Here is a 17,413-nt window from a genome sequence, read left to right as displayed (position 1 = left end):
CCGTCCGTCCGGGACAACGCCATCGAAAACAGATGCTTGCCAATGTATTAATGCGCTGTTACATTAGAGCAATGAAGCGTCGGGATACCTCCCAAAGGCACAACCCGCCCGGTCCGGTCGAAACCGGGCCGGAGGACTTCATGCGCCTGCTCGACGCCCTGTTGGCGATGCGGACCCCGGGTGAGCTGCGGGCCTTGCTGCTGGACCTGTGCACGCCGGCCGAACTCGAGGCGATCAGCGATCGTTGGCGCGTCGTCCCCTTGCTGTTGCAGGACATTCCCTACCGCGAGATCCACGAACGCACGGGTGTCAGCGTGACCACCATCGGTCGCGTCGCCCGCTGCCTCGACTTCGGCGCCGGCGGCTATCGCATCGCCGCCGCGCGCGTGCTGGACCATCAATCGCATCCCGAACTCCACCCCGAACGTTCGGGGCATTGAGTTCACCCACCTTTCGCTAACCAGGAGCCGCATCATGCGGACGCATGATCGTTTGCGCATCGCCATCCAGAAATCGGGCCGTCTGTCCGAGCCTGCCCGCGACCTGCTCGCGCGCTCCGGCCTGTCGTTCCGCGAAAGTCGCGATCGTCTCTTCTGCTTTGGCGATACATTGCCGATCGATCTGCTGCTGGTGCGCGACGACGACATCCCGGGATTGATCGCCGATGGCGTTTGCGACCTTGGTGTCGTCGGGCGCAACGTGCTCGAAGAGCAGGCGGGCGAGCGTTCGGCGAGGGGCGAGACGCGGGCGTTCGCCGTGCTGCGCGAACTGGGTTTCGGCCAATGCCGGCTTTCGGTCGCAGTGCCTGCCGACTGGGATTGGCGGGGCCCGGCGACGCTGCAAGGCCGACGCATCGCGACGAGCTATCCGGCCTTGCTGGCGCAATGGTTGCGTGAGCAGGGCATCGAAGCGGAGATCGTCGTCCTGGCGGGATCGGTTGAAATCGCACCCAAGCTGGGCAAGGCCGACGCCATCTGCGACCTTGTTTCCAGTGGCGCCACGCTCGCCGCGAACCAGTTGCGCGAAGCCGCGTCGATCCTGCAGAGCGAAGCCGTGCTCGCGGGTCCGGCCCTGCCGTTCGGCGATGCGCGCGGTGAGCTGGCCGCGATGCTGCTGCGACGGCTCGATGCCGTGCTTAGCGTGCGTGCAAGCAAGCTCGTGCTGTTCCAGGCTTCGCGATCGGCGCTGCCTGAGTTGATGAAATTGTTGCCGGATGCGGAACCGCCCACCGTCATGTCCATCGAAGGACGCCAGGGCGAAGTGGCGCTGCAGGCCCTATGCCGCACGGCGATTACCTGGCAACGCCTGGAAGAGATGAAGCGTGCTGGCGCCAACGGGCTGCTGGTATTGCCGGTGGAGCAGATGCTGGCATGAAGATCCTGCGCTGGAGCGAATTGGACGAGGCGGCGCGCAAGGCGACCTTGCGTCGGCCGGAACGAAGCCCGTCGACGGCGATCGCGGATATCGTGCGACGCATCGTCGAGCAGGTGCGGGTCGACGGCGACGGCGCATTGCGCGCGTTGACGCGGCGATACGATAACGCCGAGCTCGGCGACTTCGCCGTCGATGCGGCGGAGTTCGCCCAGGCGGAGCGCGAAGTGACGCCCGAACTGCTGGCGGCGATGCGCGATGCGTACGCGCGGCTCGTGACTTGGCATGAAGCGGGCAGGGCGCAGGAATTCGACGTCGAGACCGCCGAGGGCGTGCGTTGCGGTCGCATGCTGCGTGGCATCGGGCGCGTCGGCCTGTACGTGCCCGCGGGCTCGGCACCGCTGCCGTCCACCGCCCTGATGCTGGGTGTACCGGCGCGGCTGGCCGGCTGCGAGCGGATCGTCTTGTGCACGCCGCCGCGTTCGGATGGTCGCGCCGATCCGGCGGTGCTGATGGCGGCGAGACTCTGCGGAATCGACGAAGTGTTCAAGATCGGCGGCGCGCAAGCGATCGCGGCGATGGCCCTGGGCACGGAATCGGTGCCGGTCTGCGACAAGCTCTTCGGGCCGGGCAATGCCTACGTGGCCGCCGCCAAACAATACGTCAGCGGCTTGCCGCAGGGACCGGCGATCGATCTGCCCGCCGGGCCGTCGGAAGTGCTGGTGATCGCCGATGCAGGCGCCAATCCGCGCTTCGTTGCCGCCGACCTGCTGTCGCAGGCCGAGCATGGCGAGGATTCGCAGGTCGTCCTGCTCAGCGAGTCGTCGCCCCTGCTGCAGGCCGTCGCGGTCGAAATAGAAGCGCAGCTTCCGGCGTTGCCGCGCGCGGACATCGCCCGCGCCGCGCTGGCGCATGCTCGCGGCATCCAGGTCGAACGGATCGAGCTCGCTTTCGACATCAGCAATGCCTATGCGCCCGAGCACCTGATCCTTGCCCTGCGCCAGCCGCGCGATTGGTTGGCGAGCATACGCGCCGCCGGTTCGGTCTTTCTCGGCGACTACGCGCCCGAAGCCCTGGGCGACTATTGCTCGGGCACGAATCATGTACTGCCGACCGATGCGGCCGCGCGGGCCTGGTCCGGCCTCGGCCTCGCGAGTTTCCAGATCGCGATCAGCCTGCAGGAAGTGAATCGCAGCGGTTTGATGCGCATCGGTCCCTGTGCGGTGACGCTGGCGCGCGCCGAGGGCCTGGAAGCGCATGCGCAGGCCGTGTTGCGCCGGCTGGAGTCGGCGACATGAATTCGGTCATGGAACTCGCCCGCCCCGACCTGCGCGATTTCGCCGGCTATGCATCGGCGCGACGCAGTTCGGCCAGCGGCCGGATCTGGTTGAATGCGAACGAATCCTCGCTGGCTTCGTCGGCGGACGAGGGCGGGCGACTGAATCGTTACCCCGACCCGCAGCCTTCTGCGTTGCGCGAGCGCATGGCCACGCTCTACGGCGTGGCGTCGGCGCAGTTGATGCTCACGCGCGGCAGCGACGAGGGCATCGACCTGCTCGTGCGCGGATTCTGTCGCGCTGGCGTCGATCCCGTGCTGATCGCGCCGCCGTGTTTCGGCATGTATGCCGTCTGCGCCCGCCTGCAGGACGCGCCTCTGGTCGAAGTTCCGCTGATCGATGCGGGCGATGCCTGGCGTTTCGATATCGAAGGCATCGGTCGCGAAGCCATCGCCCGTCGAGCCCGCCTTGTCTTCCTGTGCTCTCCCGGCAATCCGACCGGGCAGGCATTGAAGGTTCGCGAGGTCGAAGCGCTGCTCGAGCGACTACAAGGCCGCGCCATTCTCGTGGTGGACGAGGCCTACGTCGAATACAGCCGCGAGGCGAGCGCCGCAGGCTTGCTGGAAAGATACCCATGCCTCGTCGTACTGCGCACTTTGTCCAAGGCCCATGCACTGGCCGGCGCGCGCGTCGGCGCCTTGCTAGGGGATCCGACCCTGGTCGAATTCCTGCGCAACTTGTCGGCGCCGTATCCCATCGCGGCTCCTTCCGCCGAATGCGCACTGGCGGCGCTGAGCGAAGAATGCGTGGCCGAGTCGCACCGTCGCGTTCGGATCGTTCTGCGCGAACGGGAGCGGCTGCGCAGCGCACTGTCGATGGCGCCGGGCGTTCGTCGCATCTACGCCTCGGAGGGCAACTACCTGTTGGTTCGTTTCGCCGATGCGGATGCGGCGCTGCGGCGCTGGCTCGACGCCGGCATCGTCGTCCGCGACATCCGGGCGATGCCCGGCCTCGGCGATGCCTTGCGCGTCAGCATCGGAACGCCGTCGGAGAACAGCGCTGTTCTGGCGGCCCTGGCGCTGGAGGCTTGCGCATGAGCCGCATCCTTTTCGTCGATCGCGACGGCGTCCTGATCGAGGAGCCCGAGGATTTCCAGATCGACGGTTACGAGAAGTTCCGCCTGGTCGAAGGCGTGATCCCCGCGCTGCTGAGGATCCGAGACGCGGGTTATCAGTTCGTCATGGTGTCCAACCAGGATGGATTGGGCAGCGCGGAGTTCCCGGTCGCGAGTTTCGAGGGGCCGCAGCGCCTGCTGCTTCAGATACTCGCATCGCAGGGAATCCGCTTCCGGGAAGTCCTGATCGACCCGCACCGGCCGGAGGACGGCTCGCCCGATCGCAAGCCCGGCATCGGCATGGTGATGCACTACCTGCGCGATCGTGATACCGATCTCCAGGCCAGCGCGATGGTGGGCGACCGCGAAACCGACATGCAGTTCGCGGCGAACCTGGGCGTACGCGGTTTCCGCTTCGGCCCGCAGGCCTACGACTGGCCGACCATCGCGCATGAGCTGGTCGATCGTCCGCGCCAGGCGACGGTGGAACGCGCGACGCGAGAGACGCGCGTACGGGTCTCGCTCGACCTGGACAGGCGTGCCGATCCCGTGGTCGCCACCGGCCTCGGTTTTTTCGACCATATGCTCGAGCAGCTCGGCAAGCATGGCGGTTTCGCGCTGTCGCTCGCTTGCGCCGGCGATCTGCACATCGACGAACATCATACCGTCGAGGATTGCGGCCTGGCCTTGGGCGAAGCCTTTCGCAAGGCGCTGGGCGAGAAGCGCGGCATCGCACGCTATGGTTTCGTCCTGCCCATGGACGAAGCGAAGGCCGGCGCGGCCCTGGATTTTTCCGGGCGGCCCTGTTTCGTCTTCGACGGCGGATTTCCGCGCGAGCGCGTCGGCGACCTGCCGACGGAGCTCGTGCAGCACTTCTTCCGCTCGTTCTGCGAAGCGGTCGGTCTGAACCTCCATCTCGAAGTGCGCGGCGACAATGCGCATCACATGGTGGAGGCCTGCTTCAAGGTCGTCGCGCGCGCACTGGGCCAGGCCATCCGGCGCCAGGGCGACGAGGTGCCGAGCACCAAGGGCTCGCTATGAGCCCGCGCGTCGTGCTGCTGGATTCCGGTGGAGCGAACCTGGGTTCGGTGCAGGCGGCATTCGCGCGGCTCGGCGTCGACGCGCCGGTCAGCAGCGATGCGGCACGGATCCGTCGCGCCACGCATGTGGTATTGCCTGGCGTCGGTGCGGCCGGTAGCGCGATGGCGCGACTGCGCGACAACGGCCTGGATCGACTGATTCCGGGGCTTTCCCAGCCCTTGCTCGGCATCTGCATCGGCATGCAGCTTCTGTTCGAAAGTTCGGAAGAAGACGACTGCGAATGCCTGGGACTGCTGCCGGGTCGGGTGAACCGGCTCGATGAAGCGCAAGGCGTTCGCGTGCCGCACATGGGCTGGAACCGGCTGAAGCAGACGGCGGCGCACGGACTGCTGCGTGGTCTGGACGATGCCTGGATGTATTTCGTGCACAGCTTCGCCGCTCCGAGTTCGTCTTTCGCTTTGGCCGAAGCCCGCCATGGCGGCAGCTTCGCCGCGGTGGTCGGGCAGGGCCGTGTCTATGGCGCGCAATTCCATCCGGAGCGATCGGGGCGGGCCGGCGCGCGCTTCCTGCAGAATTTCCTGGAGCTGGCATGAACTGGACGATCTATCCCGCGATCGACGTTCGTGGTGGTCGCGTGGTGCGCTTGGCGCAGGGAGACTACTCCCGCGAAACGGTGCATGGCGAAGACCCGCTGGCGCTGGCCGCCGCGTTCAGCGCCGCGGGTGCGCAATGGCTGCATCTGGTCGATCTGGATGCTGCGCGCAGCGGAGCTTACGGCTTGCGCACGCTCCTGCAGCGTATCGTCAAACGCACGCGACTGAAGGTGCAGACCGGTGGCGGCATCCGCGACGAGTCCGATGTCGAATCCCTGTTCGAGGCGGGGGCGGCGCGTGTCGTGATCGGTACGCTGGCCGTGCGCCAGCCCGGGCGCGTGATCGGCTGGCTGAAGGAGTTTGGTGCCGAGCGCATCGTGGTCGCGCTCGATACTCGTCTCGAGGGCGGACGTTGGTGCCTGCCGGTGCGTGGGTGGACCGAGGCCTCGGTGGCGAGCCTCGATGAACTGCTGATGCGTTTCCGCGATGCCGGCCTGCGCCATCTGCTGTGCACGGACATCGCGCGCGACGGCATGCTCGCCGGGTTCAACCTGGAGCTGTACGAGGGCTTGCAGCGCCGGTTTCCCGGCATCGAATTGCAGGCTTCCGGCGGTGTTTCCGATGTCGCGCAAATCGCGCGGGCGCGCGAAGCCGGCCTCGCCGGCGCCGTGCTCGGGCGCGCCTTGCTCGAGGGCCGCATCGCCTTGCCGGAGGCGCTGGCGTGTTGAGCCGTCGCATCATCCCTTGCCTGGACGTCAGGAACGGCGCGGTCGTGAAAGGCGTGCGCTTCCGCGATCACGTCGTGGTCGGCGACATCGTCGATCTGGCCCTGCGCTATCGCGATGAGGGCGCCGACGAGCTGGTCTTCTACGATATCGCCGCGAGCCCGGACGGAAGAGAAGTCGATCTTGCCTGGATCGAACGGATCGCGCGGCGGATCGACATTCCCTTCTGCGTGGCTGGCGGCATTCGTTCGGTATCGCAGGCGCGGGCGGTGTTGGCGGCGGGCGCCGACAAGATCTCGATCAACACGCCGGCGCTGGAACGCCCGCAGCTGATCGACGAGCTGGCCTTGGCGTTCGGCTCGCAGTGCGTCGTCGTGGGCATCGACAGCCTGCGCGATTTCGACGGCCAGTGGCGCGTGCGCAGCCATACCGGCGATCCGGCGGCGATGCGGCACAGTAGGCGTCGTACGCTGGATTGGATCGTCGAGGCGCAGCAACGCGGCGCCGGCGAGATCGTGCTCAATTGCATGGGCTCGGACGGGGTGCGGGGCGGTTACGACATCGAACAACTGCGGGCGGCGCGCAAACTTTGCCGCGTGCCGCTGGTGGCGTCGGGTGGGGCGGGGCGCATGGAGGACTTCGCCCAGGTATTCGCCGCCTGCGATGTCGACGCCGCGCTGGCCGCCAGCGTTTTCCATTCCGAAACGATCCGCATTCCCGAGCTGAAATCCTTCCTGCGCGATCGCCGATTCGAGGTGCGTGATGCGCTTTGACTTTCCGTTGGATCCGGACCGCCTGCCCGATCTCGATTCGCTCGCCTGGGAGAAGCAGCAGGGGCTGTTGCCGGTGATCGTGCAGGAGGCCGAAACGCGACGCGTGCTGATGCTCGGCTACATGAACCGCGAGGCGCTGCAGGCGACGTTGTCGTCGGGCTTCGCGACTTTCCATAGCCGCAGCCGGGCGCGGCTATGGCGCAAGGGCGAGACCAGCGGCAATGGCCTGCGCGTGGTTTCGCTACAGGCCGACTGCGACGCCGACGCCTTGCTGCTGCAGGCGTTGCCGGAAGGACCGACCTGCCATCTGGGACGCCCCAGTTGTTTTGCCGAGGCGCCGCGCGACTTCCTCTCCGAGCTCGATCGCGTGGTCGCAGAACGCGAACGCGAGCGCCCGGCCGGCAGCTACAGCACCAGCCTGTTCGAGGCGGGGCTGCGTCGCATCGCACAGAAGGTCGGCGAAGAGGGCGTCGAAACAGCCCTGGCTGCCATCGCACAGGACGATGAAGCCCTGCTCGGCGAGTCCGCGGACCTGCTGTACCACCTGACGGTGTTGTTGCGCGCGCGCGGCCTCTCTATCCAGGAAGCCGTGAAAGCGCTCGAATCCCGGCATCGTTGACGCCGGCCAGGCCTCGCGTCGGGTAGCATAGACCGACGAGTACCGGATGCAGGGCGGCGAGATGGTGACAGTGGCAAAGAGGCAGGCGATCGAATCATCCATCGCCCGCCACCGGTTTCCGGTTCTTGCGTTGAGTGCGTCGATGCTGTTCGCTTCGCTGGCGGCGCAGGCGCAGTCCGCGAACCTGTGCCATGACGCCTCCGTGTTCGAAGACCGAAACGGCAACGGCCTGCGCGAGCGGGGCGAGCGCGGTATCCCGGGCGTAACGGTTTCGGACGGCGTGCGTATCGCGACCACCGATCGCGTCGGTCGCTATTCGCTGCCGCCGGTGTCGGGCCGGACTCTGTTCGTGGTCAAGCCGGCCGGGTATCGGCCGCACCGGCGCGAAGACGGATTGCCCGATACCTGGATCAACTGGCAAGACACACCCGGCCCCGCGCTCAGGTACGGCGGCGTGCCGGCCGCGCCGATGCAGTGCAAGAGCTTCGCCCTGCAACGCGAACCACGCCGCGCGAAACCGCTCGACGTGCTGGTATTCGGCGACCCGCAGCCGAAGTCGTTGACCGATGTGGGCTACTACCAGCGCGACATCGTGCAGCCCCTGGTCGCACAGGGCGGCGGTCGCGCGCAGGCGGACCTCGGCATCAGCCTCGGCGACATCGTCAACGACGACCTGTCCCTGTTCACGGCGATCAAGAAGGTCGACGCCGCGCTCGGCGTTTCATGGCTGCACGCGCCGGGCAACCACGACATCGACTTCGATGCGCCGCGCGACGAAGAGTCGCTCGCCAGCTTCCGCCATGCCTTCGGCGCCGAGACCTACGCCTGGGAAGAACCGGAAGCGAACTTCATCGTCTTCGATGACGTGATCTACATGCCGGGCAAGAAGCCCTCGTATGTCGGCGGCCTGCGCGAATCGCAGTTCGCTTTCCTCGAGGCCTATCTGCCCACCGTGCCGAAAGGCCGGTTGCTGGTGTTGTCGGCGCATATCCATTTCTACGATGCCGAGCCTGGAATCGAGACGTTCCGCCGCGCCGACCGCGAGCGCCTGTTCCGGATGTTGTCGGCATTCCCGAACGTGCTGCTGCTGACCGCGCATAGCCATGCGCAGCGGCATGCCTACTACGGCAAGGCCGACGGCTGGCTGGGCGAAGGCCTGCTGCACGAGTTCAACATGGGTGCGGCCTGCGGCGGCTACTGGTCGGGCATCGCGGACGCATCCGGCATTCCATCCGCAACGATGAGCGACGGCACGCCGAACGGCTATTCGCGCCTCAGCGTCGATCGCGGCGGCAAGTATTCGCTGCGTTGGTTCCCGGCGCGGGAGTCGCCGAACCGGCAGATCGGCTTGCACGCACCGAAAGTGCTGCGCCAGGGTTCGTGGCCGGGTTACGCGGTCTATGCGAACGTCTATATGGGCGACGAGCGCAGCGTCGTGGAATATCGCATCGGCGATGGCGAATGGAAACCTATGCGCCGGGTCGAGCAAGCCGATCCGGCCGTGCTGGTGCAGAACCTCGCCGATGATGCCGCGATGCGCCTGCGCGGCTACGATCGCGCGCCCGAGGCCTCGCCTTCGCCGCATCTATGGCGCGGCGCCCTGCCGACCGACCTGCCGCTGGGCACGCATCGCATCGAGGTGCGCACGCAGATCGAAGGTTATGGTCTGGCGACGGCAGCGACAGAATACCGCCTCGACCCGGCGCCCTGAGGGCGCGTTTCAGGGCGCGATATCGGCGAAGCTGGTGACGCGCGGATGGCCGTGCGTGGCCTCGCCCAGGCGCGGCTCGGCGTAGTCATCGAGACGGTCCAGCATCACCGTCGCCATGCCCGCTTCCCGAGCGGCATCGAGCTCCTCGACGACATCGGAGAGGAAGACGATCTCGCCGGCGGGAACGCCGAGCGCCGCGACGATGTTGCGATAGCTCGAAGCCTCGCGCTTGCCGCCGACTTCGGTATCGAACCAGCCCGAGAACAACGGCGTCATGTCGCCGGCGTCGCTATGGCCGAACAGCAGCTTCTGCGCCGGCACCGAACCGGAGGAGTACACATGCAGCGCATGTCCCTCGGCTTTCCAGCGGCGCAAGGCTTCGGCCGCGTCCGGATAGACGTGCGCGGTGAAATCGGCCTTGCCATACCCGGCTTTCCAGATCAGGCCCTGCAGGGCCTTCAGTGCCGTGTGCTTGCGGTCCTCGTCGATCCAGCCCTGCAGCACTTCGGCCAGCATCGCATCGTCGCAGATGCCGCCCAGTTCCACCGCGACGACGTCTAACCAGCGGCGAACCTCGGGGTCGTCGCCATGCGCCTCGACGAAGGCCGGCAACTCGCGCCGCGCATACGGGAACAGCACGTCCTTGACGAAGGAGATGCTGCTCGTGGTGCCCTCGATGTCGGTGAGGACGGCGCGCTTCGGCGTCGTGGACATCACAGGGCCTGGCCGGCTTCGAAACGCGGGAACTGCTGCGCGATGTCGGTCCCGGTGAAATAGCCGACCCAGCCGTCCGGTTCGGTGAAGAAACGGATCGCGACGAAATGCGGCGACGGTCCCATGTCGAACCAGTGCAGGGTGCTGTCCGGCACGCCGATCAGGTCGCCCTGTTCGCAGAGGATCTCGTAAACGCGTCCGTCGACGTGAAGGGTGAACAGCCCCGAGCCGGCGACGAAGAAGCGCACTTCGTCTTCCTTGTGATAATGCTCGTCGAGGAACTTCTTCCGCATCGTCTCGCGATCCGGGTGCTCCGGATGGATACTGACGACGTCCACCGTGCGGAACCCGTTGTCTTCGATCAGGCGGTCGATATCGGCGCGGTACGCCGCCATCACCTGTTCGGGCGAGGCGCCGGGCGGCAGCGGTGCGTTCGCTTCCCATTGTTCGAAGCGCACGCCGATCTTGGCCAGTTCCGCGGCCATGCCGGCATGATCGCGGACGACCTGCAGCGGAGTTCCGGGTTCGCCTTCGTTGAAGATGCGCAAACGACTCATCGGTGCAGCTTCCTCGTTTCCAGTTCGCAGGCAAGCAGGAACTCGAAAGCTTCCAGGTGGCGGCGGGCTTCGGCCATGTCGGCGCCCCAGGCGTACAGGCCGTGGCCGTTGATCAGGTAACCCCAGAGCGGACCATCGTCGAGCAGCACATCGACCTGCGCCGCCAGCGTCGGCATGTGCTGGTTGTTCGGCAGCACGGGAACGTCCATCTGCGTGGCGTGCGTCTTCTGCCCGCGGAAGGCCTTGATCAGTTCGTAATCCTCGAAGCGCACATGGCCGGCGCCGCCGTACAGGCGCGAAGCGATCGTCTGCGTCAGGGAATGCGTATGTAGCACGCAGCCGATCTCGGCGAAGCGACGGTACAGCTGCGTGTGCAGCAGGGTCTCGGCCGAGGGACGATGCGCCGTGGCGACCGGCTGGCCATCGAAGTCCACCACCATCAGGTCGTCGCGGCCGAGCTTGCCTTTGTCGCGACCCGAGACGGTGATGACCGCGTGGCGATCGTCCAGACGCATCGAGAAATTGCTGCTGGTCGCGGGCGTCCAGCCGAGGCCGGCGAGCTCCCGGGTGTTGGCGATGATTTCGTCCGCGCAGGCGTCGAAACGGTCGCGGTCGTAGGGCAGGGCGTTCATGCGGGAAGTTTATCGGAAGCCGGCCAGTACTGCCGTCCATGCCGGGTGCTCGGCGTCAACCACGGTTCACGGATTGGGTCTAGACTGGGGGCGCGCCACCGGGAGATGCCGCCATGACCGATTCCGTCCCTTCCCGTCGCCGTTTCCTGGGTCGCCTCGCGCTGGCTGCCGCAGCGATCCCGGCCCTGCACTTGGCCCTGTCTCCGGCACAGGCCCAGTCGCTGAAGAAGCTGACGATCGACAATGCGCAGGCGAAGGCGCTCAAGTACCACGAGAGCATCGCCGGCATCAAAGAGCCGACCTACAAGGCGGGCAGCATCTGCGGAAACTGCCAGTTCTTCACCCAGGCCACCGGTGCCTGCACCTTGTTCCCCGGGTTCAGCGTCAATACCAAGGGTTGGTGCTCGGCCTGGGCGAAGAAGGCCTGAGCAAGCGGTCGCTCGCAGCGGCTGAGACCCGCGCTTCCGTAGAATGAGCCATCGGAATGCGGCGCTTCGCCGCGGTCGCGGTCGATGCTGGAGACGGGAATGGAAATCCTGCTGTACTTGTTGCTCGTGCTGGTCGCTGCTGCGCTGGTATTGCTGGTCGTACTGTTGCGCCGCAATCCGTCGGCGACGATGGCGGCCGAGATGGAAACACGGATCAATGCGCTGCGCCTCGATGTAGAGCGCGTGGAACGCAATCTGCGCGAGGAACAGCGCAGCGGGCGCAGCGAATCGCAGGGCGCTTTGGCCGGTTTCGATCAGCGCCTGGGCCAGTTCACCGAACGCACCGAGACCGGGCTGGGCGCCCTGCGCCAGAACCTCGGCGACGATGCGCGTCGCACGCGCGAGGAATCGGCGGCCAGCCTGCAGCGCCTGGCCGAATCGCTGCAGGCGCGACTGGAAAAGCTCAACGAAACGACCGAACGCCGCCTGGGCGAAGTGCGCCTGACGCTGGAAGGCCGCTTGAAGGACATCCAGCAGGACAATGCCGGCAAGCTCGAACAGATGCGCCAGACGGTGGACGAGAAACTGCATGCGACGCTGGAAACCCGGCTGGGCGAATCCTTCCGCCTGGTATCCGAACGGCTGGAACAGGTGCAGCGCGGCCTCGGCGAGATGCAGAGCCTGGCCACGGGCGTCGGCGACCTGAAGCGCGTACTGGGCAACGTCAAGACGCGTGGCATCTTCGGCGAGGTGCAGTTGGGCGCGATCCTGGAGCAGATGCTGACGAACGACCAATACGAGGCCAACGTGGCCACGCGGCCCGGATCCAACGAGCGTGTCGAATTCGCCGTGCGTTTCCCCGGCAGCAAGACGCGCGACGACGAGCCCTTCTGGTTGCCCATCGACGCCAAATTTCCGCGCGAAGACTACGAGCGCCTGCTCGATGCGCAAGAGCGCGCCGATGCCGAGGCGGCGAACCTGGCGGGCATGGCGCTGGAGCGCCGCATTCGCGACGAAGCCAAGACCATCACGCAGAAATACGTCGCGCCGCCGCATACCACCGATTTCGCCATCCTGTTCCTTCCGACCGAGGGGTTGTACGCCGAAATCCTGCGTCGCCCCGGACTGGTGGAAGCCCTGCTGCGCGACCACCGTGTGGTCGTCGCCGGCCCGACCACGTTGTCGGCCATCCTCAACTCGCTGCGCATGGGTTTTCGCACGCTGGCCATCGAGAAGCGTTCCAGCGAGGTCTGGCGGGTGCTGGGCGCGGTGAAGACCGAGTTCGGAAAGTTCGCCGGCGTGCTGGAGAAAACTCGCAAGAAGCTGAGCGAGGCCACCAATGTCATCGACCAGGCGGATGTACGCACGCGGGCGATAGAGCGCAGTCTGCGCGGTGTGGAAGCGGCGACGGAAGGAGAAAGCCAACGCTTGCTGGGCGATTCCCTGATTCCGGATCCGGATCCTGAAAAAGAAGACGGCGCGGACTAGCCGCGCCGTCTTGTTGTTGCATGTTGCCTCGCGTCAGCCGTGCGAGCTGCCGTTCGCCAGGTGGCTGCGGCGACGGCTGTAAGCGAAGTAGACGATCAGGCCGACCACGGCCCAGATGCAGAAGAACTTGATGGTCGGGTTCCAGCCGAGGCTGAAGAACAGCAGGACGCAACCGGCCATGGCCAGCGGGCCGATGACCCAGATCGCCGGGGTGCGGAACGGACGCGGGCGGTCCGGCGCGACCTTGCGCAGCACCATCACGCCCAGCGCCACGCAGAAGAACGCGAACAGGGTGCCGGCGTTGGAGATGTCCGCCAGGATGTCGACCGGGAAGAAGGCCGCGAACAGCGAGACGCAGAGGCCGGTGATCCAGGTCACGACGTGCGGCGTGTGGTACTTGGGATGCACTTCCGCCAGCTTGCCCGGAAGCAGACCGTCGCGCGACATCGTGAACAGGATGCGGGTCTGGCCGTAGAGCATCATCAGCACCACCGAGGGCAGGGCGACGATGGCGGCCAGGGCCACGAGGTCACCGACCTTCTCCCAACCCAGGTTGCGCAGCACGAAGGCCAGCGGTTCCTTGCTTTCCGACAGGGCGCCGCCCGGCTGTGCGCCGGTGGAGCCGACGGCGGCGTAAGCCACCAGCAGGTAGAACACGGTGCAGATCGCCAGCGAGCCGATCAGGCCGATCGGGATATTGCGGTTCGGATTCGTGGTCTCCTCCGACGCGGTCGAGACCGCATCGAAGCCGACGTAGGCGAAGAAGATCGAGGCTGCCGCGCCCAACACGCCCACGCCCGACAGCGGCGTACCCCAGCCGTTCGGCAGCATCGGTTCGAAGTTGGCAGCTTGCACGGCCGGGAAGGTCAGGATCACGAAAACCGAGAGTGCGGCGATCTTCACCAGCACCAGCACGGACGTGACCTTGGCCGACTTCGACGTACCCATCACCAGCAACCAGGTGACCACCAGCGAGAGCAGGAAGGCGATCAGGTTGAATCCGCCCTTGTGCGTCACGCCGTCGACCTGGTGGATGACCGCGCCATCCTTCAACTGCTCGACCCAGAACGGCCCGGCGGTGAGGAAGTCGGGCAAGCCGAGGCCGGCGGCATGCAACCAGCCGTTCGCGTAGCCCGACCATCCGACGGCGACGGCGCCGGCCGCGACCGCGTATTCGAGGATCAGTGCCCAGCCGACCATCCAGGCGATGGTCTCGCCCAGCACGGCATAGGAGTACGTGTAGGCCGAGCCGGCCACGGGGACCATGGCGGCAATCTCGGAGTAGATCAGCGCGGTCAGCGCGCAAACCACGCCGGCGATGACGAAGCTGTACATCATGCCCGGGCCGGCCTTGTTGGCCGCAACCGCCGTGAGCACGAAGATGCCGGTGCCGATGACGGCGCCGATGCCCAGCATGGTCAGCGAGAAGGCGCCGAGCTGGCGCTTCAAGCCCTTCTTTTCCGCGGTCGCCAGGATCTGGTCCAGCGGTTTGACTCGTTCGAAAATCATCGCTCTCCCCCAGGAAACATTATGAGAACGCCGGCCGCGGGAACAGTCGGCGCGCGTCGAACCTGCCGGTCCGCAAGCTGCCGGACCAAACCGCCCGTACCATAAGCGACCCGGCCCAACCCGGCAAGTTCAGGGCCCGGCCCAGCAAGGAAGCGTGATGAACGACCTGAATCCGGCGCAGACCCAAGTCCTGCAACTGCTTACGGATTGCCCAGGCGCCGCGGATGCGCAGGTGCTCGCGCTGTTCAGGGATTTCGCCGCCGCCTCAGTCGATTGCTGCGAACGCACATTTTTGGCCGGGCACTTCACCGGCTCGGCCTGGCTGGTGTCTGCGGACGGACAACGCGTGCTGCTGACGCACCACCGCAAGCTCGGGCGCTGGTTGCAGCTCGGCGGCCATGCCGATGGCGACAGCGACCTCGCGCGCGTGGCCTTGCGCGAGGCTGAAGAGGAGTCGGGATTGTCGGATTTGATCGTCGAACCGCGGCCCTTCGACCTGGACCGCCACGCGATACCGGCGCGCGGCCACGAACCCGAACATTGGCATTACGACGTGCGCTTCGTCGTGCGCACGATCGGTCGCGAGGATTTCGTCGTGGGCGAGGAATCGCACGACCTGGCCTGGCGCGACATCACGGCGATCGCCAGCGATGCGCAGGCGGACGAGTCGTTGCGACGGATGGCGCGGAAGTGGTTGGCGCGCGAAGGCGGACCGTAGGAGCGGCGTAAGCCGCGATCGGGTTATGGCAAGCAGCCGTCCATGGAGCGCTGCCTCTCGGCGTCCTGCCTCGCCCGAGTTTGAGCCGCGATCGTCCCCCGGACGATCGCAAGCGGCTCAAACTCGACCATTGAACTCCCCGGTCAGCGTACTGACGTAGATCTTCTCGCCGTTGACGATGTACTCCGGCACCATGATCTCCAGGCCGGTACTGAGCTTGGCCGGCTTCGGGCGTTTGGTCGCCGTGCCGCCTTTCAGCTCCGGCGGCGTATCGACCACTTCCAGCACGACGTTCGGCGGCAGTTGCAGCGCGACCGGCGCGTCGTCGATCAGCTGCACGTAGCAGCCCTCCAGGCTTTCGGTGATGTAGCCGGCGGCTTCGCCGACGACGTCGGCATCGAGCTGGTAGGGCGTGAAATCCTCGGTATCCAGGAAGACGAAGGCCTCGCCGTCCTTGTAGGAGAAATTGGCTTCGCGGCGCACGAGATCGACTTCCTTCATCTCGTCTTCGGCGCGCAGGCTCAGGTCGAGTTTGGTCCCGCCCGGCACGCTGTACATCGTGAAGCGGAAAGTGACGTTGCCGCCGCGGCCCTGCGGCGAGCTGCGCTCGATGTCGCGGATCTGGTAGACGCCGTTGTTGTGTTCGACGACGTTGCCCTTCTTGATGTCTACGGCTTTCATGGGAATGGCGAGTTAAGAGGAACGAGTGGAGAGGAGTGAGTGACGAGGAGTAAGTGAAGAGTCGTCAGGAACAAGAACTCGTTCCTCGTTTCTCTCCACTCGTTCCTGCTACTTCGGTGCCAGCCGCACCGCGCCGTCGAGACGGATCGTCTCGCCGTTGAGGTAGCGGTTCTGCAGGATGAAGGCACACGTATTGGCGAACTCTTCCGGACGGCCGAGGCGCGACGGGAAGGGGATCGATGCGCTCAGCGACTGCTGTACGGCTTCCGGCATGCCGTCGACCATCGGCGTCCAGAAGATGCCCGGCGCGATCGTCATCACGCGGATGCCGAAGCGCGAGAGCTCGCGCGCCATCGGCAAGGTCATGCCGACCACGCCGCCTTTCGAGGCCGAATATGCGGCCTGGCCGATCTGGCCTTCGTAAGCCGCCACCGACGCGGTATTGACGATCACGCCACGCTCGCCGTCTTCGCCGGCCTCGTTGTGCTGCATCAGGTTGGCGGCGGCCTTGGCCACGTTGAAGCTGCCGACCAGGTTCACCATCACGGTGCCGGCGAACTGCTTGAGCGGCATCGGCGCTTCCTTGCCGAGCACGCGGCCGGCGCCGAGGATGCCGGCGCAATTGATCGCGGCGTTCAACCCGCCCAGCGCGGCTTTGGCTGCGGCGACATTGGCTTCGACATTGGCTTCGTCGGAGACATCGGTGCGGAAGTAATGCGCGTTGCCGGCGCCGAGCTGCGCCACGGCGGCCGCGCCCTTTTCGTCGTTGATGTCGAACAGCGCGACCTTGCCGCCGTTGGCGACGATATGGCTGGCCACGGCGAAGCCGAGGCCGGAAACGCCGCCGGTGACGACGGCGCGGATGTCCTGGAGCTGCATGGGGTAATCCCGCGGGAAAACGCGATTTTAGCGTAGGAGCCAGCGCGGCGCGAACACGTAGGCCGGGCTGCCAAGCCCAGCGATCATGCGCCTACAGATCCCGCAGATAGAAGGTATTGCAACCACCATGGCCGGTATCGCCCATCGGGCCGGCGATTCGCGAGAAACCGCTGCGCTCGTACAGGCGCATTGCGGCATCCATGCCTTTCAACGTCTCCAGGTAGCAGCGGCGGAAGCCGGCCGCGCGGGCCGCATCGAGGCATCGCTGCATCAGGGCGGCGCCAGCGCCGAGTCCCCGCAGGGCCGGCAGGAAGTACATCTTGCGCAGTTCGCAGACGTCCTCTTCGCCGCCGGTCAGCGGCGCGATGCCGCCGCCGCCCATAACCACGCCCTCGCGTTCGACGACGAAATACGCGCATCGCGGTTGCGAATACGCACGCGTCATCCAGTCCACTTCGGGGTCGTTGATGGCGAAGCCGTCGCCCTTGGCGCCGAACTCCGGCATCACCTCGCGGATGATGCCGGCAACGGCAGAGTCGTCTTCGGCGCGAATCGGTCGGATCAGGAATTCCATGCCATCAGT

20 protein-coding genes are annotated in these 17,413 nt (G+C 66.3%); 13 read left to right on the top strand and 7 right to left on the bottom strand.

Annotated features, from left to right (window positions below):
* Positions 1-140: 140 nt before the first annotated feature.
* The 10 genes from QM707_RS05915 to QM707_RS05870 all read left to right on the top strand — a co-directional run bounded on the left by QM707_RS05915 (position 141) and on the right by QM707_RS05870 (position 9,224).
* Positions 141-440 carry a YerC/YecD family TrpR-related protein gene (locus QM707_RS05915; RefSeq protein WP_415000936.1) on the top strand — a complete coding sequence of 100 codons (300 nt, stop codon included), beginning with the start codon at positions 141-143 and terminating at the stop codon, positions 438-440.
* A 34-nt stretch (positions 441-474) separates the two neighbouring features.
* Complete coding sequence (hisG, locus tag QM707_RS05910; RefSeq protein WP_415000935.1) at positions 475-1,374, top strand: ATP phosphoribosyltransferase; 900 nt, start codon at positions 475-477, stop codon at positions 1,372-1,374.
* Positions 1,371-2,669, top strand: a complete 1,299-nt coding sequence (gene hisD, locus QM707_RS05905; protein ID WP_415000934.1) for a histidinol dehydrogenase — start codon at positions 1,371-1,373, stop codon at positions 2,667-2,669. Before hisG ends, hisD begins: the two co-directional genes overlap by 4 nt.
* Positions 2,666-3,745, top strand: a complete 1,080-nt coding sequence (gene hisC, locus QM707_RS05900) for a histidinol-phosphate transaminase (RefSeq protein WP_415000933.1) — start codon at positions 2,666-2,668, stop codon at positions 3,743-3,745. The genes hisD and hisC overlap by 4 nt, the downstream gene beginning before the upstream one ends.
* Positions 3,742-4,803 carry a bifunctional histidinol-phosphatase/imidazoleglycerol-phosphate dehydratase HisB gene (gene hisB, locus QM707_RS05895; RefSeq protein ID WP_415000932.1) on the top strand — a complete coding sequence of 354 codons (1,062 nt, stop codon included), beginning with the start codon at positions 3,742-3,744 and terminating at the stop codon, positions 4,801-4,803. The genes hisC and hisB overlap by 4 nt, the downstream gene beginning before the upstream one ends.
* Positions 4,800-5,396 (top strand): imidazole glycerol phosphate synthase subunit HisH, encoded by a 597-nt coding sequence (gene hisH / locus QM707_RS05890; RefSeq protein ID WP_415000931.1) that lies wholly within the window; start codon positions 4,800-4,802, stop codon positions 5,394-5,396. Before hisB ends, hisH begins: the two co-directional genes overlap by 4 nt.
* A complete protein-coding gene (gene hisA, locus QM707_RS05885; RefSeq protein ID WP_415000930.1) occupies positions 5,393-6,124 on the top strand; it encodes a 1-(5-phosphoribosyl)-5-[(5-phosphoribosylamino)methylideneamino]imidazole-4-carboxamide isomerase in 732 nt (243 codons plus the stop codon). The genes hisH and hisA overlap by 4 nt, the downstream gene beginning before the upstream one ends.
* Positions 6,118-6,894: an imidazole glycerol phosphate synthase subunit HisF gene (gene hisF / locus QM707_RS05880; protein ID WP_415000929.1), complete on the top strand. Its 777-nt coding sequence runs from the start codon at positions 6,118-6,120 to the stop codon at positions 6,892-6,894. The genes hisA and hisF overlap by 7 nt, the downstream gene beginning before the upstream one ends.
* Positions 6,884-7,513 (top strand): bifunctional phosphoribosyl-AMP cyclohydrolase/phosphoribosyl-ATP diphosphatase HisIE, encoded by a 630-nt coding sequence (hisIE, locus tag QM707_RS05875; RefSeq protein WP_415000928.1) that lies wholly within the window; start codon positions 6,884-6,886, stop codon positions 7,511-7,513. Before hisF ends, hisIE begins: the two co-directional genes overlap by 11 nt.
* A 142-nt stretch (positions 7,514-7,655) precedes the next feature.
* Positions 7,656-9,224, top strand: a complete 1,569-nt coding sequence (locus tag QM707_RS05870; RefSeq protein WP_415001813.1) for a calcineurin-like phosphoesterase C-terminal domain-containing protein — start codon at positions 7,656-7,658, stop codon at positions 9,222-9,224.
* A 9-nt stretch (positions 9,225-9,233) separates the two neighbouring features.
* Here the strand turns inward: QM707_RS05870 and mtnC are convergent, their stop codons facing one another.
* The 3 genes from mtnC to QM707_RS05855 are packed head-to-tail and all read right to left on the bottom strand — an operon-like array spanning position 9,234 to position 11,127.
* Positions 9,234-9,938 (bottom strand): acireductone synthase, encoded by a 705-nt coding sequence (gene mtnC, locus QM707_RS05865; protein ID WP_415000927.1) that lies wholly within the window; start codon positions 9,936-9,938, stop codon positions 9,234-9,236.
* A complete protein-coding gene (locus QM707_RS05860) occupies positions 9,938-10,495 on the bottom strand; it encodes a 1,2-dihydroxy-3-keto-5-methylthiopentene dioxygenase (RefSeq protein WP_415000926.1) in 558 nt (185 codons plus the stop codon). Before QM707_RS05860 ends, mtnC begins: the two co-directional genes overlap by 1 nt.
* Positions 10,492-11,127 (bottom strand): methylthioribulose 1-phosphate dehydratase, encoded by a 636-nt coding sequence (locus QM707_RS05855; protein ID WP_415000925.1) that lies wholly within the window; start codon positions 11,125-11,127, stop codon positions 10,492-10,494. The genes QM707_RS05860 and QM707_RS05855 overlap by 4 nt, the downstream gene beginning before the upstream one ends.
* Positions 11,128-11,240: 113 nt before the next feature.
* Here QM707_RS05855 and QM707_RS05850 point away from each other — a divergent pair, with 113 nt between their 5' ends.
* The gene (locus tag QM707_RS05850; protein ID WP_415000924.1) at positions 11,241-11,555 is read left to right on the top strand and encodes a high-potential iron-sulfur protein; all 315 of its coding nucleotides are present in this window, start codon (positions 11,241-11,243) and stop codon (positions 11,553-11,555) included.
* Between the two features lie 99 nt (positions 11,556-11,654).
* Complete coding sequence (gene rmuC / locus QM707_RS05845; protein WP_415000923.1) at positions 11,655-13,043, top strand: DNA recombination protein RmuC; 1,389 nt, start codon at positions 11,655-11,657, stop codon at positions 13,041-13,043.
* A 33-nt stretch (positions 13,044-13,076) separates the two neighbouring features.
* On the opposite strand, the gene QM707_RS05840 is transcribed toward rmuC, so the two are convergent.
* Complete coding sequence (locus QM707_RS05840; RefSeq protein ID WP_415000922.1) at positions 13,077-14,552, bottom strand: amino acid permease; 1,476 nt, start codon at positions 14,550-14,552, stop codon at positions 13,077-13,079.
* A 157-nt stretch (positions 14,553-14,709) separates the two neighbouring features.
* On the opposite strand from QM707_RS05840, the gene QM707_RS05835 reads away from it, so the two are divergent.
* The gene (locus QM707_RS05835; RefSeq protein WP_415000921.1) at positions 14,710-15,270 is read left to right on the top strand and encodes an NUDIX hydrolase; all 561 of its coding nucleotides are present in this window, start codon (positions 14,710-14,712) and stop codon (positions 15,268-15,270) included.
* Positions 15,271-15,387: 117 nt separating this feature from the next.
* On the opposite strand, the gene yeiP is transcribed toward QM707_RS05835, so the two are convergent.
* The 3 genes from yeiP to QM707_RS05820 form a co-directional block, all read right to left on the bottom strand.
* The gene (gene yeiP, locus QM707_RS05830) at positions 15,388-15,951 is read right to left on the bottom strand and encodes an elongation factor P-like protein YeiP (RefSeq protein WP_415000920.1); all 564 of its coding nucleotides are present in this window, start codon (positions 15,949-15,951) and stop codon (positions 15,388-15,390) included.
* Positions 15,952-16,059: 108 nt separating this feature from the next.
* Positions 16,060-16,830, bottom strand: a complete 771-nt coding sequence (locus tag QM707_RS05825) for an SDR family NAD(P)-dependent oxidoreductase (RefSeq protein WP_415000919.1) — start codon at positions 16,828-16,830, stop codon at positions 16,060-16,062.
* Between the two features lie 91 nt (positions 16,831-16,921).
* Complete coding sequence (locus tag QM707_RS05820; protein ID WP_415000918.1) at positions 16,922-17,404, bottom strand: GNAT family N-acetyltransferase; 483 nt, start codon at positions 17,402-17,404, stop codon at positions 16,922-16,924.
* Positions 17,405-17,413: the final 9 nt, after the last annotated feature.

Source organism: Arenimonas sp., assembly GCF_047602345.1.
In the GTDB taxonomy this organism is placed as follows: Bacteria; Pseudomonadota; Gammaproteobacteria; order Xanthomonadales; family Xanthomonadaceae; genus Arenimonas.
This window is presented reverse-complemented; position numbering and strand designations above follow the sequence as displayed.